Origin of the sequence: Allobosea massiliensis, from assembly GCF_042655245.1 — a bacterium.
GTDB lineage: Bacteria > Pseudomonadota > Alphaproteobacteria > Rhizobiales > Beijerinckiaceae > Allobosea > Allobosea massiliensis.
On the sequence record NZ_JBHSLU010000018.1, the window covers coordinates 30,779 to 51,100 of the forward strand.

Annotated in this window: 20 protein-coding genes; 5 read left to right on the top strand and 15 right to left on the bottom strand. The window is 68.1% G+C overall.

From position 1 onward, the window contains the following. Positions 1-90: 90 nt before the first annotated feature. On the top strand, positions 91-744 hold the full coding sequence (locus tag ACFPN9_RS09870) for a GNAT family N-acetyltransferase (RefSeq protein ID WP_082733283.1): 654 nt from the start codon (positions 91-93) through the stop codon (positions 742-744). 135 nt (positions 745-879) lie between these two features. On the opposite strand, the gene denD is transcribed toward ACFPN9_RS09870, so the two are convergent. The 6 genes from denD to ACFPN9_RS09900 all read right to left on the bottom strand — a co-directional run bounded on the left by denD (position 880) and on the right by ACFPN9_RS09900 (position 6,612). After that, positions 880-1,863, bottom strand: a complete 984-nt coding sequence (gene denD, locus ACFPN9_RS09875) for a D-erythronate dehydrogenase (RefSeq protein ID WP_066723578.1) — start codon at positions 1,861-1,863, stop codon at positions 880-882. A 31-nt stretch (positions 1,864-1,894) separates the two neighbouring features. Next, positions 1,895-2,641 (bottom strand): SDR family oxidoreductase, encoded by a 747-nt coding sequence (locus tag ACFPN9_RS09880; RefSeq protein ID WP_066723581.1) that lies wholly within the window; start codon positions 2,639-2,641, stop codon positions 1,895-1,897. Between the two features lie 36 nt (positions 2,642-2,677). After that, positions 2,678-3,376 (bottom strand): GNAT family N-acetyltransferase, encoded by a 699-nt coding sequence (locus ACFPN9_RS09885; RefSeq protein ID WP_066723585.1) that lies wholly within the window; start codon positions 3,374-3,376, stop codon positions 2,678-2,680. After that, a complete protein-coding gene (locus ACFPN9_RS09890) occupies positions 3,373-3,699 on the bottom strand; it encodes a hypothetical protein (RefSeq protein ID WP_066734603.1) in 327 nt (108 codons plus the stop codon). The genes ACFPN9_RS09885 and ACFPN9_RS09890 overlap by 4 nt, the downstream gene beginning before the upstream one ends. After that, positions 3,696-4,535 (bottom strand): isocitrate lyase/PEP mutase family protein, encoded by an 840-nt coding sequence (locus tag ACFPN9_RS09895; RefSeq protein WP_066723591.1) that lies wholly within the window; start codon positions 4,533-4,535, stop codon positions 3,696-3,698. The genes ACFPN9_RS09890 and ACFPN9_RS09895 overlap by 4 nt, the downstream gene beginning before the upstream one ends. A gap of 214 nt (positions 4,536-4,749) precedes the next feature. Beyond that, positions 4,750-6,612 (bottom strand): IlvD/Edd family dehydratase, encoded by a 1,863-nt coding sequence (locus ACFPN9_RS09900; protein ID WP_082735244.1) that lies wholly within the window; start codon positions 6,610-6,612, stop codon positions 4,750-4,752. Positions 6,613-6,893: 281 nt separating this feature from the next. Here ACFPN9_RS09900 and ACFPN9_RS09905 point away from each other — a divergent pair, with 281 nt between their 5' ends. Together ACFPN9_RS09905 and ACFPN9_RS09910 are read left to right on the top strand one after the other, a co-directional pair. Further along, positions 6,894-8,078: a pyridoxal phosphate-dependent aminotransferase gene (locus ACFPN9_RS09905; RefSeq protein WP_066723594.1), complete on the top strand. Its 1,185-nt coding sequence runs from the start codon at positions 6,894-6,896 to the stop codon at positions 8,076-8,078. Then, complete coding sequence (locus ACFPN9_RS09910) at positions 8,075-8,419, top strand: DMT family transporter (protein ID WP_066723597.1); 345 nt, start codon at positions 8,075-8,077, stop codon at positions 8,417-8,419. Before ACFPN9_RS09905 ends, ACFPN9_RS09910 begins: the two co-directional genes overlap by 4 nt. Before the next feature lie 168 nt (positions 8,420-8,587). On the opposite strand, the gene ACFPN9_RS09915 is transcribed toward ACFPN9_RS09910, so the two are convergent. Then, on the bottom strand, positions 8,588-9,409 hold the full coding sequence (locus tag ACFPN9_RS09915; RefSeq protein WP_067254842.1) for a DUF3108 domain-containing protein: 822 nt from the start codon (positions 9,407-9,409) through the stop codon (positions 8,588-8,590). Positions 9,410-9,684: 275 nt separating this feature from the next. Here ACFPN9_RS09915 and rpmB point away from each other — a divergent pair, with 275 nt between their 5' ends. Beyond that, positions 9,685-9,972: a 50S ribosomal protein L28 gene (gene rpmB, locus ACFPN9_RS09920; RefSeq protein WP_066723603.1), complete on the top strand. Its 288-nt coding sequence runs from the start codon at positions 9,685-9,687 to the stop codon at positions 9,970-9,972. 169 nt (positions 9,973-10,141) lie between these two features. On the opposite strand, the gene ACFPN9_RS09925 is transcribed toward rpmB, so the two are convergent. The 7 genes from ACFPN9_RS09925 to ACFPN9_RS09955 form a co-directional block, all read right to left on the bottom strand. Continuing rightward, entirely contained in the window at positions 10,142-11,143 is a 1,002-nt protein-coding gene (locus tag ACFPN9_RS09925) for an esterase-like activity of phytase family protein (RefSeq protein ID WP_066723605.1), read from the bottom strand. 31 nt (positions 11,144-11,174) lie between these two features. Further along, the gene (gene cobT, locus ACFPN9_RS09930; protein ID WP_066723607.1) at positions 11,175-13,076 is read right to left on the bottom strand and encodes a cobaltochelatase subunit CobT; all 1,902 of its coding nucleotides are present in this window, start codon (positions 13,074-13,076) and stop codon (positions 11,175-11,177) included. Beyond that, complete coding sequence (locus ACFPN9_RS09935) at positions 13,073-13,489, bottom strand: GNAT family N-acetyltransferase (protein WP_066723609.1); 417 nt, start codon at positions 13,487-13,489, stop codon at positions 13,073-13,075. Before ACFPN9_RS09935 ends, cobT begins: the two co-directional genes overlap by 4 nt. Positions 13,490-13,503: 14 nt before the next feature. After that, entirely contained in the window at positions 13,504-14,487 is a 984-nt protein-coding gene (gene cobS / locus ACFPN9_RS09940; RefSeq protein ID WP_377816762.1) for a cobaltochelatase subunit CobS, read from the bottom strand. A gap of 183 nt (positions 14,488-14,670) precedes the next feature. Next, the gene (locus tag ACFPN9_RS09945; protein WP_067254838.1) at positions 14,671-15,852 is read right to left on the bottom strand and encodes a glycosyltransferase family protein; all 1,182 of its coding nucleotides are present in this window, start codon (positions 15,850-15,852) and stop codon (positions 14,671-14,673) included. Further along, positions 15,849-17,090, bottom strand: a complete 1,242-nt coding sequence (locus ACFPN9_RS09950) for a glycosyltransferase family 4 protein (protein WP_066723618.1) — start codon at positions 17,088-17,090, stop codon at positions 15,849-15,851. The genes ACFPN9_RS09945 and ACFPN9_RS09950 overlap by 4 nt, the downstream gene beginning before the upstream one ends. Then, on the bottom strand, positions 17,087-17,749 hold the full coding sequence (locus ACFPN9_RS09955) for an SAM-dependent methyltransferase (RefSeq protein ID WP_067254836.1): 663 nt from the start codon (positions 17,747-17,749) through the stop codon (positions 17,087-17,089). Before ACFPN9_RS09955 ends, ACFPN9_RS09950 begins: the two co-directional genes overlap by 4 nt. 26 nt (positions 17,750-17,775) lie before the next feature. Here ACFPN9_RS09955 and ACFPN9_RS09960 point away from each other — a divergent pair, with 26 nt between their 5' ends. Beyond that, positions 17,776-18,378, top strand: a complete 603-nt coding sequence (locus ACFPN9_RS09960) for a hypothetical protein (protein WP_156446498.1) — start codon at positions 17,776-17,778, stop codon at positions 18,376-18,378. Between the two features lie 20 nt (positions 18,379-18,398). On the opposite strand, the gene ACFPN9_RS09965 is transcribed toward ACFPN9_RS09960, so the two are convergent. After that, positions 18,399-20,321: an adenylate/guanylate cyclase domain-containing protein gene (locus tag ACFPN9_RS09965; RefSeq protein WP_066719449.1), complete on the bottom strand. Its 1,923-nt coding sequence runs from the start codon at positions 20,319-20,321 to the stop codon at positions 18,399-18,401. Between the last annotated feature and the right edge of the window lies 1 nt (position 20,322).

Below are 20,322 nucleotides of genomic sequence, written 5' to 3' on the forward strand. Positions count from 1 at the left end.
AGCCCTCTACGGGGTCACCCAAGGTCAGCGAAAGGGAGGTGGGACCAAATCCCAGCTCCCTTTTTTCGTTTGCGCCGACGGAGAGACCCGATGTTCCCCGAACTGACCCGCGACGATGTCTTCCGGCTCGAGACCCGCCGTCTCTGGCTGCGCTGGCCGCGCATGGCGGACGCTTCCGCCATCCTGCGTCAGGCGGGGGAGAAAGCCGTGGCCGAGATGACGGCCTCGATCCCGCATCCCTATCCGGTGGAAGCGGTCGAGCCCTTCATCTTCGCCATGCGCAAGGGCAATGCGCTGGGCGAGCATCTGGTGCTGGCGATCACGCCGCGGTCCAAGCCCAACGAGCTGATCGGCATGATCGGCGCGCACAGGCAGGCCACGGGCGTGCCCTTCATCGGCTACTGGCTGGGAACGGCCCATTGGGGCAAGGGTCTGGCGACCGAGGCCACCCAGGCGCTGATCGACACCGTGTTCTCGCTGAGCGAGATCAAGGCGATCGAGGCCGATGCGCGGGTCATCAACCCCGCCTCCAAGCGCGTGCTGGAGAAGTCGGGCTTCCGCGCCGAGGGCTCGTTCCTGAAGTCTCTGCCGGCCCGCGGCGGGCTCTTCCCCTGCGAGCAGTACCGGCTCGACCGCTCGACCTGGGCTGCCCTGAAGACCTGGGGCACCAGCGGCTGGACCCATGCGCCGGAGATCGAGCCTTCCGTCGCCGTCGACACGCCGGGCGAGCCCTGCCCGGCGTGAAACCGACTACTTGGCAGCCTACCCCGTCATGCTCGGCCTTGTGCCGAGCATCCACGTCTTGGCAACCCCACTTGGGCAGCGAAGACGTGGATGGTCGGGACAAGCCCGACCATGACGGCGGTATACGCTAACGGCCTACTTCACGAAGGTTCCACCGAGCTCATCCTCGATATGGATGCGGATGATCTCGTCGAAGCTCGACTCGGCCTTGAAGCCGAGCGCGATCGCGCGCTGCGGGTCGAAATTGCGCGGCCAGCCCTCGACGATCTTGTCGATCACCGGGTCGGGCACGCGCTTGATGCGCGCCACGACACCGTCTCCGGCGACCTTGCGCAGCGCCTCGATCTGCTCCGCCACCGTGCAGGAATAGCCGGGCATGTTGAGCGCGCGGCGCGGGCCCACAGCCGCGAGATCCATGGTCGCGGCATGGATCAGGAAGTTGACCGCCGAACGCGGCGAGGCGTGCCAGTGGCGTACCTGGTCCGACACGGGCAGCACCGCGTCGATGCCGTTCAGCGGCTCGCGGATGATGTTGGAGAAGAAGCCCGACGCCGCCTTGTTGGGCGTGCCCGGCCGCACGCAGATCGTCGGGAAGCGGATGCTGAGCCCGTCGAAGAAGCCGCGGCGGCTGTAATCCGACAGCAGCAATTCGCAGATCGCCTTCTGCGTGCCGTAGCTCGTCAGCGGCGTCGTGAAGAACTCGTCGCCGATCTTGTCGTGGAACGGCGCCCCGAACACGGCGACCGACGAGGTGAAGACGACTCGCGGCTTGTAGCCGTCGCCGGTCAGGCGGATCGCCTCGAACAGGAAGCGCGTCCCGTCGAGATTGATGCGATAGCCCTTCTCGAAATCAGCCTCGGCCTCGCCGGAGACGACCGCCGCGAGATGAATGATCAGCTCGGGCCGCGAGGCGATCAGCTTTTCGGCCTCGCCAGGCACCGAGAGGTCCGAGACGATCGCGTCGAAGGCGAAGGCCGCCCCCTTCGGCGCCTGCGCCGCGACGACGTCCTGCGCCGTGACCTTGACGATGGGCTTGCCGCCCAGTTGCCCGTCACGGGCGAGACGCTCGATGAATTTGCGGCCGGCCATGCCGGCCCCACCGAGAACGAGAATATGCATGGGCTTTCTCCCTGTTGTTGTTCTTGTGCGCTCAGAGAGCGAAGCCGCCATCGGCGAGATGGATCTGGCCGGTGGTGTAGCTCGCCTCGTCGGAGGCGAGATAGACGGCGAGCCAGGCGATCTCCTGCGCCGTGCCGAGCCGGCCCATCGGCTGGCGGTCGATGAAGGCCTGCCGCGCCGCCGCTTCCGTGGTTTTGGTCGAAGCCGCCAGGTCTTTGATGCGCTGGTCGAGCGAGGGGGACTGGATCGTGCCGGGGCAGATGGCGTTGGAGCGGATGCCCTTCTTGATGAAATCGGCTGCGACCGCCTTGGTTAGGCCGATGACCGCCGCCTTGGTCGTGCCATAGGCGTAGCGGTTCGGGATGCCGCGCACGGAGCCGGCGCCCGAGGCGATGTTGACGATCGAGCCCGAACCCTTCTCCAGCATGCCCGGCAGGAACGCCTTGATCGTGCGGTGCATGGAGGTGACGTTGAGGTCGAAGGAGAAATCCCAGGCCTTGTCGTCGGTGTCGAGGACCGTGCCGTGATGGACGTAGCCGGCGGCATTGACGAGGATATCGATCGTCCCGACCTTGGCGGCGAAGCTCTCTACAGCCCGGCTCGACAGGACATCGAGCTTGCGCTTCTTCGCCTTGGGAATGCCCTCCAGCAGCGCGACGTCCTTGTCGGTCGCCCAGACGGTCGCGCCCTCGGCCACGAAGGCCTCCGCGATCGCGCGCCCGATGCCCTGGCCGGCGGCGGTGACGACCGCGACCTTGCCCTTCAAACGTCCTGCCATGTGAAGTCCTCGCCTTCGCGTTTCTTGGTGGTGAAATTAGGCCTGAGCGGCCCTGAAGCTTTCGAGACGGGCCTTCTGTTGGCCGTCCGAATCGAAATTGCCCGGATCGAGCCAGGCCTCGAAGGCGGCATTGATCGCCGGCCATTCGCTGTCGAGGATCGAGAACCAGGCGGTGTCGCGGTTCTTGCCCTTCACCACCATGTGCTGGCGAAAGAGCCCCTCATACTGGAAGCCGAAGCGCCGCGCCGCACGCTTGGACGGCTCGTTGAGATTGTTGCACTTCCACTCGAAGCGCCGGTAGCCGAGCGAGAAGCCATAGGCGCCGCAGAGATGGATGGCTTCGGTCGCCACCCGCGTTCTCTGGAGCACGGGCGAATAGGTGATGTAGCCGACCTCGAACACCCCTTGGTCGGGCCGGATCTCCATCAGCCAGAGATGGCCCTTGGCCTTGCCGTCGGCCGTGTCGATGATCGCGAAGGGGACGATGCCGGCCTTGCCCGCCATCATCGCCAGCAATTCGCCATAGGCTTCCTTCGTCTGCGGCGGATGCGCCGGCATCCACTCCCAGATGGGGTCCTGGCCGGCATTGACGGCCCAGATGTCGTCGAGATGCCGGGCGGGGTCGATCGGCTCGAGCCGGCAATAGCGCCCCTCGAGCACCCGCGCCGGCGGAAAGGGCGGTGCCGTCCAGTTCAGGACCGGATTGTGCTCGGCGGTCGGCGTTGCGGTGCTCATGGCTTAGTCATCTCCTGCCAGCCCGCGAGATCGGCCGAGACCGACCAGCCCGCGCCGAGCTCGGCCGCGATGGCCGCCGTGATGGCGTGCCCCTCGGCCTCCCAGGCGCGCTGCTCGGCTTCGCTGGGGAAGCGCGAGCGGGCCTCGGCATCCTCTTCGTAGATCGCATCGAAGGCGTCCATCCAGGCTTCGAGCCGGTCCGCCAGATCCTCGCTGAGCCCGATCTCCTCGGCATCGACGGCGCTGCGGCGGCCCTTGGCATCCAGCGTCCAGAGACCGCTCTGCCCGAGCCAGGCCGGCGCGATCAGGAGCATCCGGCTCATGAGCGAGCCTTGAGATCGTCGCGGAAAAAAGGCTCGATCGGTGCAGTGACGGAATTGCCCGCAAAGCCGCTGAAGCGGCCCTCCTCCCGGATCAGCCGGGTCGATTCGATAAAACCCGCCCAGGCGGAGCGGGCGGAAGCCCCCCCCGTGGACAGGCGCCTGACGCCCAGCGCATCGAAATCGGCGACGGTCAGGCCGAAATCGGCGAAGACGACGACATTGATGGGCTTGCCCCGCGCCGCCGCGACGACTGCGGCGATCTGCTCGGGGGTCCGGACCCAGGGCGCGTAGAGCACGTCCGCTCCGGCGTCCGCGAAGGCGCCCAGACGGCGCACCACCTCGGGCAGCGGATCGGGATGGCCGGTGAGGAAAGCCTCCGCCCGCGCCGTCAGCACCACCCCCGAACCGGTCTCGTCGATCGCCCTGCGCGCAGCGCGGATGCGTTCCACCGCGAGCTCGAACGGATAGAGCGGATCGGCCTCGCGCCCCGTCGCATCCTCGATCGAAAGCCCCGCGACCCCGGTCGCGACGCAGAGCTTGATGTTGGCGGCGACGCCGTCGGGCGTGTCGGCATAGCCGTTCTCGAAATCGGCGTTCACCGGCAGGTCGGGAACCGCCTTCACCATCTCGGCGATGTGCGCGAGCATCATGTCGCGCGGCACGTCCTGGTCGGCCCGCCCCTGCGTGAAGGCGAAGCCCGCGCTCGTCGTCGCCAGCGCCTTGAAGCCCTGGCCGCGCAGCCAGCGCGCCGAGCCGAGATCCCACGGGTTCGGCATGACGAAGCAGCCGGTCTCGTGGAGCGAGCGAAAGGCAGCGACCTGAGCGGAATAGGCCATTTTAAATCGTTTCAGAGAGGCATTGGCAACCGGCCGCGCATAGTGTCCGCAAAGGCGTGCCTTGTCAGCCCCGGTGGCACGCGCAGCGGGAGCGGCGCCGATGCGTGCGTGGAATGGCACCCGTTGGCGTCATTCTCGGGCGGCGCATGGCGCCGACCCGAGGATCTCTTGCCGAAGATGCTCGGGCCGAGCCCGAGCATGATTCCCCGCCCGATCAGTGATTGTCGCGCGGCACACCGAATTTCTTGTGGATTTTCTGGTACTTGACCGCCGGTTTCAGCACCATGCCCTCGGAGAGTTCACCGACGATCTTGCGCTGGATCTCCTGCCAGGGCGTCTGGCTCTTGGGGTATTTGTAGCCACCGGCCGCCTTCAGTGCGGCGCGGCGCTGTGCCAGTTCCTCATCGGAGATCAGGATGTTGGCGGTGCGCTTGGTCAGGTCGATACGGACCTTGTCGCCCGTTTTCAGCAGGGCGAGCCCGCCGCCCGTCGCCGCTTCCGGCGAGGCGTTCAGGATCGAGGGCGAGCCCGAGGTGCCGGACTGGCGCCCGTCGCCGATGCAGGCCAGCGCCGAGACGCCCTTCTTGATGAGGTAATCCGGCGGCCGCATGTTCACCACTTCGGCCGCGCCGGGATAGCCGATCGGCCCGACGCCGCGGATGAACAGGATGCAATGCTCGTCGATGGCGAGCGCTGGGTCGTCGATGCGGTGGTGATAGTCCTCCGGCCCGTCGAAGACGATGGCGCGGCCCTCGAAGGCATTGGGATCCTTCGGGTTTTCGAGATAGCGCTTGCGGAATTCCGGCGTGATCACGCTGGTCTTCATGATCGCGGAATCGAACAGGTTGCCGGACAGGTTGAGGAAGCCCGACTGCGCCTTCATCGGCTCGTCATAGGTCTTGATCACGCGCCGGTCGACCGAGAAGAAGCCTTCGCAGTTTTCGGCGAGCGTGCGGCCGTTGGCCGTGATCGCCGGCTTGATCTTGCCCTTGGCGACGAGCTCGGCCACCACGGCGGGAACGCCGCCGGCGCGGTAGTAGTCCTCGCCGAGATACTCGCCCGCCGGCTGCAGGTTGACCAGCAACGGGACGTCGTAGCCGATACGGGTCCAGTCCTCGTTGTCGAGCGGCACGCCGATATGCTTGGCGATGGCGTTGACGTGGATCGGCGCATTGGTCGAGCCGCCGATCGCCGAATTGACGACGATCGTATTCTCGAAGGCCTCGCGCGTCAGGATCTTCGAGGGCACCAGGTTCTCCCAGACCATCTCGACGATGCGCTTGCCCGTCAGATAGGCCATCTCGTAGCGGTCGCGATAAGGCGCGGGGATGGCGGCGCCGCCCGGCAGCGTCATGCCCATCGCTTCGGCGAGCGAGTTCATCGTCGAGGCCGTGCCCATCGTGTTGCAATGGCCGGCGGAAGGCGCCGAGGAGGCGACCAGATCGACGAAGCCTTTGTAGTCGATCTCGCCGGCCGCCATCATCTGGCGCGCCTTCCAGACGATCGTGCCCGAGCCGGTGCGCTCGCCGCGGAAGTTGCCGTTGAGCATCGGACCGCCCGGCAGGGCGATGGCGGGAATATCGACCGTCGCGGCGGCCATGATCTGCGCCGGCGTGGTCTTGTCGCAGCCGGTCGTCAGCACAACGCCGTCGAGCGGGTAGCCGTAGAGGATTTCGACGAGGCTGAGATACTGCAGGTTGCGGTCGAGCGAGGCGGTCGGCCGCTTGCAGGTCTCCTGGATCGGATGGATCGGGAACTCAAAGGGCACGCCGCCCATCTCGCGGATGCCGTCGCGAACGCGGTGGGCAAGCTCGATATGGTGCCGGTTGCAGGGCGCGATGTCCGAACCGGTCTGGGCGATGCCGATGATCGGCCTGCCCGATTGCAACTCCTCGCGCGACAGGCCGAAATTCATCGTGCGCTCGATATAGAGCGCGGTCATGTCGGCATTCGCGGGATTGTCGAACCAGGCCTTCGAGCGCAGCTGCTCCGGCTTGATGCGCCGAGGCGCCTTCTTCTTCGTCGTGGCGACCGGGCGCTGATCGCGCGGCAGGTTGCTTTCGGGGGTCTTGGCCATCCTCGTCTTCCTCTCGCGCGGCGCGGACACTGACGGCCGCTTGCCGATCTCTGCTTCCACCAATTCGAGACAGGCACATCATGCCCATCGGCCGGGGCGCGGCAAGAGCCGATCCGGCGATAGTCATACTATTTACGCGGCCTGCATACAGCATGCAATCGAGCGGATCGGCGGCGACAACGCTTGCCAGCATGCCCCTTTGACTCCAAGAGAGACGGCAAGAGAGGACAAGGCCCCGTTCCCAGCGGGCCGCCGCGCGACCAAGCCCGAGGAAATCCGTCATGACGCTCCATGTCGTCCCCGCCTTCGCCCGCATCGGCGAGGAGAACGCCTTCGCCGTTCTGGCACGCGCCACCGAACTGCAGCGCCAGGGCAAGGACATCATCAATCTCGGCATCGGCCAGCCCGACTTCCCGACGCCCGACCACATCGTCGAAGCCGCCGTGAAGGCACTGCGCGACGGCCATCACGGTTACACCCCGGCCAACGGCATCCTGCCGCTGCGCGAGGCGGTCGCGGCCGATCTGCACAAGCGCTTCCAGGTCGAGGTCTCGCCCGAGAGCGTGATGATCGTGCCTGGCGGCAAGGTCACCATGTTCATCGCGATCCTGATGTTCGGCGAGCCCGGCGCCGAGATCCTCTATCCCGACCCGGGCTTCCCGATCTACCGCTCGATGATCGAGTACACCGGCGCGACGCCGATTCCCGTGCCGATCCGCGAGGAGAACGGCTTCGCCTTCTCGGCCGAGGAGACGCTCGCCCTGATCACGCCGAAGACACGGCTCCTGATCGTGAACTCCCCGGCCAACCCGACCGGTGGCGTGACGCCGAAGGCCGAGGTCGACAAGCTCGTCGCCGGGCTGGCGAAGTTCCCCGACGTCGCGATCATGTCCGACGAAATCTACGACCAGATGCTCTATGACGGCGAGCAGCATGTCTGCCTGCTGAGCTATCCCGAGGTCCGCGACCGGCTGATCCTGCTCAATGGCTGGTCGAAGACCTATGCCATGACCGGCTGGCGCATGGGCTGGTCGGTCTGGCCGAAGCCCCTCTACGACAACGCCCGCAAGCTCGCCGTGAACTCGCATTCCTGCGTCAACGCCCCGGCCCAATGGGCCGGCCTCGCGGCGCTGACCGGCCCGCAGGACGCGGTCGGGATGATGCTGGCGGAGTTCGACCGGCGCCGGAAGGCGGTGGTGAAGGGGCTGAACGCCCTGCCTGGCGTCTCCTGCATCGTGCCGAAGGGGGCCTTCTACGCCTTCCCGAACGTCTCGCGGACCGGCTGGAAGGCCAAGAAGCTCGCCTCCGCCCTCCTCGAGGAGACCGGCGTCGCCACCATCGGCGGGCCGGATTTCGGCGTCCATGGCGAGGGTTATATCCGCCTCTCCTACGCCAACTCGCTGGAGAACATCGAGCGCGCCCTGGAGCGCATGGGCACGTTCCTCGAGAGCGCGAAGGCCGCATGAGCTTTGGCGCCGCGAGCTATCTCTACCTCGCGGCGGCGATCGTCAGCGAGGTCATCGGGACTTCGGCGCTGAAGGCGTCGAACGAGTTCACGCGACCCGTGCCGACGATGATCATGCTCGCCGCCTTCCTCAGCGCCTTCTATTTCCTGACGCTGACCTTGCGGACGATCCCCGTCGGCGTCGCCTACGCCATCTGGTCGGGCGTCGGCATCGTCATGATCAGCATCATTGCGCGGGTACTGTTCGGACAAAAGCTGGACCCGCCCGCCATCATCGGCATGGCGCTGATCGTGGCGGGCGTGCTGGTGATTAACCTGTTCTCCAAATCGACGGCGCATTGAGGCGCTTTCAGCCCCTCCATCGTCATCCTGGACCAGCCGCGAAGCGGCGCAGGCCGGGATCCATCATAGAGTGATGTCGCGTCCTACGATGGATCCCGGGACGACCTTCGGTCGCCCAGGATGACGCCCGTTTCCGAACAGCGGAGCGTGGCGATAGGCCCCGCCGCCTCAGTTCCTCGCCGTGCTCGCCGTCATGCCGGGATCGACCTTGAAGCTCGAGGCTTCGAGCACGGCGGTGCCGATCATGGTCTTCACCGAGACCCGCACGGGCACCATGACGTTGGTGCCCGCGACCGGGGCGAGCCAGGTGCTGATGTCGCGGTTCTCGATCATGAACTTCGTGCTCGGCCGCTCCGAGCGATGCCCGGCGATCGGGACATAGCGGACCTGGCAGACAGCGACCGGGCCGCTATAGCCCTCGAGCTTGACCTCGCGCGTGCCGGACTGGCTCATCTTGATGTCGTAGCGCGCCGCGCCGTCGAAGATCTGCAGCGTCCGGTTGCAGGCATTGGCCAGCCCCTTGCCGACGACCGGCATCAGGAAGGCGCTGAGCGGGTCGATCACATTGCGGCGATGGCCGTCGTTCAGCGGCACGCGGTCCGGCTTGGCCTCGATCGGCGGCTCGATCTCGACCGCCGCCACCGCATTGCTGTCGAGCGCCATACGCACGGTGCGGCTTTCGCTGGAGCTGGCCGAGCTGACCGCGAAACTGGTCGGCGAAAGCTTCGTACCGTTCAGATTGCCGGTGGCGGCACCGGAGCCGCGCCCGCCGGTGAAGCCGCCGACCAGACCGGTGAGCTTGGCGGTCAGGTCGAGCTTATAGGCCGAGCCCTCGATGCCGCCGGTCAGGTTGGCGGTGCCGAGCGTCAGGCCCAGCAGCGACACGTCGTAGCGGGCATCGAGCGAGGCGGCGGCGGCCGGAACTGCGAAGCTCGCGGCACCGAAAGCGAGCATCAACCCGCCGAGAGACGATGCGATGGCGGGTTTCATCCACTTCCTCCAGACGGCTATGCTGCCGACATGCCCTGCGAATCGGTCCGAATCGTGACCCTTTTCGACGGTCTTGGCGAGCGCGCAGATGCCGCGGCGGGCCCTTGCCCCATCGCCCGCCCGTTTCCGCACGCGGCTGAGCGGTTTTCCTTGACGGCCCCGCCGGCCTTGGCTATGGAACCGCGACTTCAATTTGACTTCCGGTGCTCATGTCCGGCACGTCGCGTGTCGGCATTTTTGTTTGAGCCAGCCGGTTGGATGTAAGGATCGACACCATGGCGCGCCGTTGCGAACTGACCGGGAAGGCCACCCTCACCGGCCACCTCGTCAGCCACTCGAACCGCAAGACGAAGACCGTCTTCCGGCCCAACCTCGTCAACGTCACGCTGCAGTCGGACGCGCTCGGCCGCTCGGTGCGTCTGCGTGTCTCGGCGAACGCCCTGCGCAGCGTCGATCACCGCGGCGGTCTCGACGCCTTCCTGATCAAGGCCTCGGCCTCGGATCTTTCGGCCGGCGCCCTGACGCTGAAGCGCGACATCGAGAAGAAGCTCGCCACCGCCTGAGGGGGCGATCCTTTTCGGATCTGAAGGAAGCGGCCGCGAGGCCGCTTTTTTCGTTGGGGCACCGCCGTCATGCTCGCCCTTGTGGCGAGCATCCACGTCTTGAACACCAGGCTCGATCAAGGGAGACGTGGATGGTCGGCACAAGGCCGACCATGACGGAACGACCGCTTCAACCCAGTTCGAATTCCAGCAGCACGGTCCGCTGCAGGAACGAGAAATTATCGTCGGAGACCAGGGTCAGCACGGTGCGCCCCTCCTCCCGATGGACCGCAAGCCCTTCCATATTGTCGATCTCCTGGCCAAGATCGGCCTGGATCAGCGTCGGTCCGTCGAGCAGCGCCCCGGCCTTCAGGTTCGCGCCGGGGATCCGGCGGATTCGCATGCCGACGCCGCGCAAGGTCCGGTACCAGCGCTCCAGCACCACGAGGTCGCCGTCGGGCAGAAAGGCGAGGTCGGTGATGTCGAAGCCGTCGTGGCGGGCCACCTGGAACAGCCCGGGCTGACGGCCCAGGATGACGCCCAGCGTCGGCTCGTCCTCTCCTCCGGAGCGCTCGGCGATGGCGATGATCGCGCCCGCCAGCGGCTGGCCGGGAGGCACCACGCCGATCGCCTCGAGCCCGCGATTATCCGGCAGGCGCTTGACCTCGCGCGGCACCAGCACCAGCCGTGCCCGTGCCATCACGCCCTCAGTCGCCCAATCGAAGCGCAGCACGTCATGCGTCCGCTCGACGCCGAGATAGGCGACGCCGTCGGCGATGCAGAGGCTCTCGGTGTCATAGTAGCGCGAGCGATGCAGCGGCCGGCCGGAGCTGCCGAGGATCGGCGCCAGCTCGGCATCCTCCAGCCCGGTCAGCCGCCCCTCGCGCGAGGCGAGACGGCCCGTCAGCCAGAAGCCGTTATCGGTGATCGCGACGAGATCGGCGCCGCCCGCTCCGCGCCACAGCCCCGACAGCCCGCCGAAGCGGGGGTGGCTGCCGCTGAGCACGAGCCCGCTGCGGAAGATGAGCTGGCCGAAGCGCGTCTTGTCCGGGTTGCGCGGCTCGAAGGCGGCGATCGGACGGGCCGTCACCGCGAGCGGGATGCGGCCCGTGTCGGGAGAAGCAGCCTCGGCCGGGCCCGCAGCAGCCCAGGCGCCCAGCCCGGCGAGCGCGGAGCGGCGCGTCAGGCGCATCGGGAGGACGCGTCTGTCTGCGAAACCCCGCTCACTGCAGCCGCCGAGATCCGCGCGACGGCTTGGCGGCGAGCCCGGCATCCTCCTCGAACAGCTCGGCCAGCTTCTCGGTCATGACACCGCCGAGTTCCTCCGCATCGACGATGGTCACGGCCCGGCGGTAATATCGGGTGACGTCATGGCCGATGCCGATGGCGATCAGCTCGACCGGCGAACGCGTCTCGATCTCGGCAATGATGTGGCGCAGATGCCGCTCGAGATAGTTGCCGGAGTTGACCGACAGGGTCGAATCGTCGACCGGCGCACCGTCCGAGATCACCATCAGGATCTTGCGCTGCTCCGGCCGCGCCAGAAGGCGCTTATGGGCCCAGTCCAGCGCCTCGCCGTCGATGTTCTCCTTGAGCAGGCCCTCGCGCATCATCAGGCCGAGATTCTTGCGGGCCCGGCGCCACGGCGCATCCGCCGCCTTGTAGATGATGTGGCGCAGATCGTTCAGGCGGCCGGGACTCGCCGGCTTGCCCGATTGCAGCCAGCTCTCGCGCGAGAGACCGCCCTTCCAGGCCCGCGTCGTGAAGCCGAGCAGCTCGACCTTGACGCCGCAGCGCTCCAGCGTCCGCGCCAGGATGTCGGCGCAGGTCGCCGCGACCGTGATCGGCCGGCCGCGCATCGAGCCGGAATTGTCGATCAGCAGCGTCACCACCGTGTCGCGGAAATTCGTGTCCGATTCCTGCCGGAAGGAGAGCGGCTGATAGGGGTCAATGATGATGCGCGGCAGGCGTGCCGGATCGAGCGCACCTTCCTCGAGATCGAACTGCCAGGAGCGGTTCTGTTGCGCCATCAGGCGCCGCTGCAGCCGGTTGGCGAGCCGCGCTACCACGCCCTGGAGATGGGCGAGCTGTTTATCGAGGTAGGCCCGCAGCCGGGTCAGTTCCTCGGCATCGCAGAGGTCCTCTGCCGTGACGACCTCGTCGTATTTCTGGGTATAGGCCTTGTAGTCGGTCTGCGGACGGTCGTTGGCCTTGCTCTCGCGCGGGCGCGGAGCCTCACCGGCCTCGTCGGCTTCCGAGTTCTCGTCCTCTTCATCCCAGTCGCCCGAGGGCGCATCGGAGGCTTCGGTCGCCCCCTCCTGCAATTCCTCGGTCGCATCGTCCGAGACCTCGACCTCGGAGCGCTCGCCGGCGCTCTCCTGCTCGGCCTCGCCGTCCTGCTGCTGCTGTTCCTCGGAGGACTGGTCCTTGTCGTCCTCGTCCTCCTCGGATTCCTCGCCCTGCGCCGTCTGCTCGGCCATGTCGAGCGAGGCCAGCATGTCGCGCACGGTGCGGGCGAAGGCGCGCTGGTCCTCGACCGATTTCGACAGCCGGTCGAGATCGGCGCCGGCCTTGGCCTCGATCTGCTCGCGCCAGAGATCGACCAGCTTCTCCGCCGCCTTGGGCGGCTTCAGCCCGGTCAGCCGCTCGCGCACCATCAGTGCGAGCGCGTCCTCGAGCGGCGCGTCGGCGCGGTCGGTGATCTCCTCGTAGCGGCCGCCGCGGTGATAGCGGTCCTCGAGCATGGCCGTGATGTTGCCGGCCATGCCGGCCATGCGCCGCGCCCCGACGCATTCCACCCGCGCCTGCTCCACCGCATCGAACACGGCGCGCGCCGCATCGCCCTCAGGCGCGGCGCGGCGATGCACGGATGCGTCGTGGCAGGCCAGCCGCAGCGCCATCGAATCCGAATGGCCGCGCAGCACCGCGACGTCCTGCGCCGTCAGCTTGCGCGGCGGTTCGGGCAGGCGGGCGCGCTCGCCGACCAGCGAGGGTTTGTCGGCGGCGAAGACGATCTCCATCTCCGGCTTGCGCGCAATCGCCTTCATCGTCGAGGAGATCGCCCGCTTCAGCGGCTCCGCCGGCGCTTCCTTGGTCGTCCCGGGCTTGCGGTTGGAAATGCTCATAGCGCCTTCGCGAAATGGTGGATCCGATGGCCGGCGACGGGATAGTCCTCCATCACGCCGCAGGGCTGGTAACCCAGCCTGGGATAGAACTGCGGCGCCTGGATGCTCATCGTACTCAGATAGACGCCACGGGCGCCGCGCTCGCGCGCGGTCGTTTCAGCCAGTGCGACCAGCGCCTCGCCATGGCCGGCGCCGCGATGGGCCTCGTCGATCCAGAGCAGATCGATATGGAGCCATTCCCACTTCAGCTCCCCGATCAGCCCGCCGACGATCACGCCATGATCGTCGCGCAGGCTGAGCGCCAGCGGCTCGCTGTTGCGCGGCCCGACCCGGGCCGCATTGTAGGCGCTCAAGCCCGCGACCACGGCCTCCCTCGTCGCGGCGACATCGCTCTCGCGCTGGAGGGTCGCCATGGCGGGGACGGCCCTCAGCTCAGGACGACGTTCGCCGCGCTCTCCGGCAGTTCCTTGCCGAAGGAGCGCTGGTAGAACTCGGCCACCAGCGTGCGCTCCATCTCGTCGCACTTGTTCATGAAGGTGACGCGGAAGGCGAAGCCGACATCGCCGAAGATCGCGGCGTTCTCGGCCCAGGTGATCACCGTGCGCGGGCTCATCACCGTCGAAAGATCGCCGTTCATGAAGGCGTTGCGGGTCAGGTCGGCGACGCGGACCATCTTGTCGATCGTCGCCTTGCCCTCGGGCGTGCCCTGGAAGTGCTTCGACTTCGCGAGCACGATCGCGACCTCGTTGTCATGCGGCAGATAGTTCAGCGTCGTCACGATCGACCAGCGGTCCATCTGGCCCTGATTGATCTGCTGCGTGCCGTGATAGAGGCCCGAGGTGTCGCCAAGGCCGACCGTGTTGGCGGTCGCGAACAGCCGGAAAGCGGGATGAGGGCGGATGACGCGCTTCTGGTCGAGCAGCGTCAGCTTGCCGGACTGCTCGAGCACGCGCTGGATCACGAACATCACGTCCGGGCGGCCGGCATCGTACTCGTCGAAGACCAGCGCGATGTTGTTCTGCAGCGCCCAGGGCAGGATGCCGTCCTGGAACTCCGTGACCTGCTTGCCCTCCTTCAGCACGATCGCGTCCTTGCCGACGAGATCGAGGCGGGAGACATGGCTGTCGAGGTTGACGCGAACGCAGGGCCAGTTGAGCCGGGCCGCGACCTGCTCGATATGGGTCGACTTGCCGGTGCCGTGATAGCCCGAGATCATCACGCGCCGGTTATGGGCGAAGCCCGCCAGGATCGCGATCGTGGTGTCGTGGTCGAAACGGTAATCCGGGTCGAGATCGGGCACATGCGCCTCGGTCTTCGAATAGGCCGGCACCTCGAGATCCGAATCGATTCCGAAGGTCTGGCGCACCGACAGCTTCATGTCGGGCAGGCCGGCGGCAGTCGTCACTGTCATCATCAAGTCTCCGGGCGTGGGAGCATGACCGGAGAAGACCGGTTGTCCCGACGCCGACCGAGGAGGGAGGCAATGTCTCCCTAATTAGAGACAAAGCCCGGGACCGGCAATTCGCAAAGCGCCGGGTCGGCACTTCGCGGCAGGCATGCCGGGCTTGGCAAGAGCCGTGCCGCGGTCGCTGTCTCAGACGCTTGTCCGCTGCGCCAACAGCCGCGAGAGGATGCCGCCGATACGCCCGGCGCCGTCCAGATCGATCGAAGCGCGTGGCCGTTCTTCCTGCGCCAGTGCTGCGGCAACCGCCGCTGCCAGATCGGCAGGATGGGCGGGGTCGGGCCCCGAGAGACGCAGGCAGCGCGCCAATCCGGCTCTTTCCATGGCTTCGGCGCGGATCGACTGCTCCGTCTCAGCCCCCTCGTCGAAGGGCACCACGACTGCCGGCCGCCCTGCGGCGACGAGGTCGAGCACCGTGTTGTAGCCGGCCTGGCTGATCGAGAGCGCCGCCCGCGCCAGCAGCGCCGGAAAATCGGCCCGCACGCGCTCCACCGTGACGTTGGGCGAGGCTGATTGCCGCAGCGCGGCGACATCGCTCTCCGCCACGGCCTTGCCGACGAGGATGCGCCAGCGACGCGAGGCGTCGCCCAGCCGCGCCGCACCGAGGCAGAGCCGGAACAGCGGCAGCGCCGCAGCGGAGCCGCCACCCGAGACGAGCACCTCGCCCGCCCCCTCCCCATCGGGACCGCCCGGCGCCGGCACCGGCGGCGGCGCCATGTAGCCGGTATAATGCAGCCGCGCCGCCAGAGCCGGCGAAACCGGCCAGGAGGCCTCCAGCGGCAGGAAGTTCCGGTCGCCATGGACGAGGACGCCGTCGAACAGCGAGGCCAGGCGCTGCTCCGCCTCGGCGATCCGGTCAGGGCGTGGTGTCACCAGCACGTCGCGCACCGAGGCCAGCACCAGCGCGGACGGGTTGGCGGCCTTCGCCGCGGTGATCAGCGTCAGGAACTCCTCCGCCAGCTGTCGGCGTCCGAAGGGGAAATGCTCGGTCACGACGACATCGGGCTTCAGCGTCGTCGCCAGCGCCGCGAGCATGGCCCGGCGCCGCGCCAGCCGGCCGGCCTCGATCGGAGCCCCCGCCTCGTCGAGCAGATTGCGGAAATCCAGCCCCTCGACCTTGACCGGGGGCAGTTGCACGAACGCAAAGGGCTCACCCGCCATGTCGCGCAGCGGCATCCCGCCGCTCGCGAGCGTCACGGCGAAGCCGCCAGCCGCCAGCGCCCGCGCCAGCTGCGCCGCTCGCACCAGATGGCCGCTGCCGAGCAGATGCGTCACCGCGATCAGGACGCGCGCTGGCTCCCCCAGGACCCTCACGGCACGAGCCCCGCCGAGGCGCGCAGCCGCGCCGCGATCCCGTCAAGGCCCGCCTCGGCCGAGAAGGCACCGGTCAGCCGGGCCAGAGCCGCCTGGCCGAGCGCGCTTCGCCGCGGCGGCGCCTCCGCCAGGTCGGCGACAGCATGGGCCAGCGCCGCGACGTCGCCGGGCAGCACCAGCAGCCCCTCGACGCCGTCGCGCACGAACTCCGGAATCCCGGCGAAATCGGTCGCAACGATCGGCAGGGCCTGGCTCGCGGCCTCCATCACCACATTGGGCAGCCCGTCGCGATCGCCGTCCTCGCCCCTCTTCGAAGGCAGCACGAACAGATCCGCCTCGCGCAGCGCGGCGATGACATCGCCCTGCGCCTTCGGTCCGGCCCAGGTCACGCGCTCCCCGAGCCCCAGCCCCACGGCCTGAGCCTGCAACGCCTTCAGCCTCTCGCCGCCGCCGATATGGGTCAGGCGCCAGTGCAAGCCGGGCGGCAACCGCGCGAGAGCCGCCAGCAGATCGTCAAAACCCTTTTTCTCCACCGCCCGGCCGACGGTGACGATGCGGACAGGCGCGCCCGGGTCGCTCCCGTCGCGCGGCGGGCGCGGCGGTGGCGCGGGAAAGCGGCCGAGATCGAGCCCGTGATAGACCAAAGCGACCTTGTCGTGCCGGTCGGCCAGGCGCTGCAATTCGCGGTGGCCGTCCTGTGTGCAGGTGACGCCCCAGGCGGCCTCCGCGATCTTCTCGCGCTTTTCCCAATCCGGCGTGGTCCAGATGTCCTTGGCATGGGCCGAGAACGACCAACCGATGCCGCGCAGCAGGGCGGCGTAGCGGATCACCGAGGCGGGCGTGTGCAGATAGTGCACATGCAGGTGAGCCGTGCCGGGCGGCAGCTCGCGGGCCATCACGCAGGCCTGGCCGAAGCGGCGCAGGCGGTTGCGCGTGCGATCACGGACGAGGTCGCGCAGGAGGACGGGCAGCAGCCGGAGCAGGCCGGGCCGCGCGAGGGCGCCGATAACGCCGCGCAGAACGCGCCCCGGCTCCTCATGCAGATACTCCGGCAGATAATGCACCGGCACGCTGATCTGATCGTGCATCAGATGGCGCGCCGCGTCGGTCGGACGCCGCAGCGACCAGATCGCGAAGGGCACAGCGCGCTGCTGCAGGCCGAGCAGTTCCTGCGCGATGAAGGTCTCCGACAGGCGCGGATAGCCCTTCATCGCGATCGCGATGACAGGCTCGGTCATCGCCGGCCGATCAGCATGAAGCGGGTGTAGTTCTTCGTCGGCAGCGCGCCGGCGAAGAGCGTCTCGGAGAGGCCGGCCTGTGCCTGGAACGCCTCCAGCGAGGGCACGCAGCTGCGGTGGTCGGGCTCGCGGACATAATCGTTCGACTGCAGCAGCAGCGGCAGCCCCGTCGGCAGCGTGGCGAGCCAGCCCGGCACATCGACGAGATGCTCGCAGCTGGTGTTGATCACGAGGCCCGGGCTAGGCTCCTGGGCGGCGAAACCCAGCGTCATCATGTCCGCGGTCACGGCACGAAACCGGCCTTCTGCGACATGGCGGCGGTTCAGCCGCTCCGCGACAGGCGCGCAGGCGGGATCGAGATCGACGCTGACAACAGCGGGGATGGTCAGACGCGGATCATCGAGCAGCAGCGCCCCGAGCACGCCATACCAGGCTCCGAGCACCCAGACCGGGCCGTCGGGCCGCGGCAGGACCTCCGCCAGCGCATCGACCAGCCAGCGTTTCGAACCGATCTGCTTGTGGTTGAAGGCGATCCAGAGATCTTGCGGCATCCCGTCCGCAACGAGGCGCGCGAGATCGCCGACGACGCGGTTGCCGGTCAGGGCTGCGACGCCGCGCAGAATGTCATAGAAGGCGTCGGGCGGCGCGTCGGACGTCATGTCGTTTCGAAGAGCGGGGATCGAAGGTGGCGGGACCATATGCAAGCGCGGGCCCAAAGGCCAGCGAAGCCGGCCACGATCCGGACGCCCTCGCCGGCACCCGCCTGCCGCATTTGGCGAGCCCGGCAGCGGCGTTGCGACAGGTGCTGGCGGCCCATGCCCTGCGCCGCTGCGCCCATATCGTCGAGATCGGCGGCGCCGGCCTCCCGATCACCGGCTTTTTGACGCACCATCCGGCCAGCGTCACCGTCATCGATCCGAAGATTCCCGCTTATGAGGCCGACACGCTGAACGGTGCGCCCTGCCGCCTGCGCCACGTCGCCGCCAAGCTGCAGGAGGTCGAGATCGCGCCGGCAACGCCTTTTGGACTGGTGCTGCTCGGCCTCTCGCTCAAGCCCTTCGGACGCCGCGCCGCGACGCCGCCGGAACTGCTCGCCCTGGCCGCGGGCGCGGCCGTGCTCGTGATTGATTACGCGCTCGAGCTGGAACGGGCGCTGGGACAGATCGGCGCCCTGACCGCGACGCGCAGCGACGCGCCGGCCATCGATCTCTCGCTGACGATCCATGACGAGGCGCTGCGCGCTGCCGGCTTCGACCGCAGGCGCTTCCTGGTCTTTGGCGACGCCTGAGGCACACGGCCGCTCGCGGCTCAGGCGCCTGCGTCCTCGGGCGGCGCGGTTTTCTTCGGCGCAGCCTTGCGGCGCGGTTTGCGCGCGATCGGCGCCGCGGTCTCCTCGCCCGCTGCCGGCGCGGGAGCAGCCGTCTGCCCCGGCGCCGTCGCGGCCGCCTCCAGGACGGCCAGTCCGCCGGTCGCAGCCGGCGCATCCGCCGCTGCGGGAACGATTTCGGGCGCCTCTTCGAAGACCGGCGGCGCCGTCACGCGATCGTCGCGCTCGTCGGCCAGCTCCGGCGCGCTCGCGAAACCGATCGCGTTGATCGGCTTCTCGCGGCCTCGGATGGTGATCTTGAGTGCCGTCGTCCCGCGATAGCTGCGTCCGCTGGCGCGAATCGCCTCCTCCGAGACGAGGATGTCGGCCAGCACGCGGCGCGTCGCCAGTTCGAGCTGGGCGGCCACCGCCACCGTCTCGCCGACGGTGATGTCGCGCCGGCCCATGCTCTCGTTCTCGACCGCCCCGGTGATCGCCTGGCCGCTGTGGATGCCGATGCCGATGCGCAGCGGCAGGGGCAGCGCCGCCCCGAATTCCCGGTTCAGCGCCTCGACCGCCCGCACGATGTCGCCCGCGGACGCGATCGCGCTCTGGGCGCTGCGCGCCGGCGTGCCCTCCAGCCCGAACACGGCCATGAAGCCGTCGCCATAGAAGGCGTCGATGCGTCCACCATGGGCGGTGATCGCCTGGGCCATCTCGTCGAAGAAGCGGTTCAGGAGCCCGATCAGCTCCTGCGGGAGCTGGCGAGCGGAGAGCGCAGAGAAGGCCCGCAGATCCGCCACCACCACGGTCAGCCCGCGCTTGCCGATGCTGGTGTCGGGCTCGAGCTGGCCGGGCGTCGTCGCGCTCAGGCGGGACGCCAGGAGGATCTGCACCTGGACGTCGTCGCGCGGGCGGATCTGGCAGGCGAGACGCACCCGTTCTGGCGCCGCAATCCGGCGCAGCAGCTTCGCCTCGTTGGCTCCCGGAGGCGGCAGGCTGTCGCCGCCATCCAGAACCAGAACGCGGCATGTGGCGCAGCGCGCCCGCCCCCCGCAGAGCGCCGCATGAGGGATGCCGAAGCGGCGGAACATCTCCAGCACGGTCAGGCCGGGCGCGAGCTTGCGCACGCCATGGCCGACGAACCGCACGGTGATCTGCCGCGTGGTCCGAACCCGGATCTCGCGGATCGCCACGAAGGCGACGAAGCACCCGACCAGCCCATAGAAGACCGTCTTCGCCCAGGTGACGTTCTGGTTGAACATCACGATCTGGGCGTCCGACGAGACCTCTGGCGGCATCGCCATTTGCCCGGCCTCGCGCCCGCCGACGGCGAAGCCGATGAGGGCGAGGATCGGGATCAGGATCGCCAGCAGCAGGAACGGGTCGCGCCAGCGCTGATAGCCGTCACGCGAGCGCAGCGTGAAATGCAGGCCGATGATGCCGTGGACCCAAACCAGCAGCAGCAGGATCGTCTGCGACATCGCCAGCCCCGGCCAGAGACGGCGCAGCACGGCGCGGTAGCTCTCGTCGAGATGAAAGAAGCTCCCCATCACCCGTGTGCCAACGATATGGTCGATCAGAAAGAGCGGGATGGCGAGCCCGAGCGCGATCTGCAGCATCTCGCGCGCCGGCATCTTGAAGGTGCGCCGCTGTGCCACCCGCACGAGGGCGAAGAAGGGATGGACGATCAGCGCCCCGTAGAGCGCGATGGTTCCCGCCCAGGAATGCCACAACCAGTAACGCCATTCCTGCGCCTGCTCCATCGCCGCGACCCCGGCGATCCCGGCGGCATGGTTGAGGAAATGCGTCGTCGCAAAGAACAGCAGGATCATCCCGGAGGCGAAGCGGATGTCGCGGCTCCACGAGGAGACCTGATCCATGCCCATGCCGCTGCGCGTCACCGCGGTTTGCTGAAGGCTCATG

Bases quoted from the DNA above. Each gene is read 5' to 3' on its own strand.
- ACFPN9_RS09870 (WP_082733283.1), top strand. From the start codon at position 91: ATGTTCCCCGAACTGACCCGCGACGATGTCTTCCGGCTCGAGACCCGC.
- denD (WP_066723578.1), bottom strand. From the start codon at position 1,863: ATGCATATTCTCGTTCTCGGTGGGGCCGGCATGGCCGGCCGCAAATTC.
- ACFPN9_RS09880 (WP_066723581.1), bottom strand. From the start codon at position 2,641: ATGGCAGGACGTTTGAAGGGCAAGGTCGCGGTCGTCACCGCCGCCGGC.
- ACFPN9_RS09885 (WP_066723585.1), bottom strand. From the start codon at position 3,376: ATGAGCACCGCAACGCCGACCGCCGAGCACAATCCGGTCCTGAACTGG.
- ACFPN9_RS09890 (WP_066734603.1), bottom strand. From the start codon at position 3,699: ATGAGCCGGATGCTCCTGATCGCGCCGGCCTGGCTCGGGCAGAGCGGT.
- ACFPN9_RS09895 (WP_066723591.1), bottom strand. From the start codon at position 4,535: ATGGCCTATTCCGCTCAGGTCGCTGCCTTTCGCTCGCTCCACGAGACC.
- ACFPN9_RS09900 (WP_082735244.1), bottom strand. From the start codon at position 6,612: ATGGCCAAGACCCCCGAAAGCAACCTGCCGCGCGATCAGCGCCCGGTC.
- ACFPN9_RS09905 (WP_066723594.1), top strand. From the start codon at position 6,894: ATGACGCTCCATGTCGTCCCCGCCTTCGCCCGCATCGGCGAGGAGAAC.
- ACFPN9_RS09910 (WP_066723597.1), top strand. From the start codon at position 8,075: ATGAGCTTTGGCGCCGCGAGCTATCTCTACCTCGCGGCGGCGATCGTC.
- ACFPN9_RS09915 (WP_067254842.1), bottom strand. From the start codon at position 9,409: ATGAAACCCGCCATCGCATCGTCTCTCGGCGGGTTGATGCTCGCTTTC.
- rpmB (WP_066723603.1), top strand. From the start codon at position 9,685: ATGGCGCGCCGTTGCGAACTGACCGGGAAGGCCACCCTCACCGGCCAC.
- ACFPN9_RS09925 (WP_066723605.1), bottom strand. From the start codon at position 11,143: ATGCGCCTGACGCGCCGCTCCGCGCTCGCCGGGCTGGGCGCCTGGGCT.
- cobT (WP_066723607.1), bottom strand. From the start codon at position 13,076: ATGAGCATTTCCAACCGCAAGCCCGGGACGACCAAGGAAGCGCCGGCG.
- ACFPN9_RS09935 (WP_066723609.1), bottom strand. From the start codon at position 13,489: ATGGCGACCCTCCAGCGCGAGAGCGATGTCGCCGCGACGAGGGAGGCC.
- cobS (WP_377816762.1), bottom strand. From the start codon at position 14,487: ATGACAGTGACGACTGCCGCCGGCCTGCCCGACATGAAGCTGTCGGTG.
- ACFPN9_RS09950 (WP_066723618.1), bottom strand. From the start codon at position 17,090: ATGACCGAGCCTGTCATCGCGATCGCGATGAAGGGCTATCCGCGCCTG.
- ACFPN9_RS09955 (WP_067254836.1), bottom strand. From the start codon at position 17,749: ATGACGTCCGACGCGCCGCCCGACGCCTTCTATGACATTCTGCGCGGC.
- ACFPN9_RS09965 (WP_066719449.1), bottom strand. From the start codon at position 20,321: ATGAGCCTTCAGCAAACCGCGGTGACGCGCAGCGGCATGGGCATGGAT.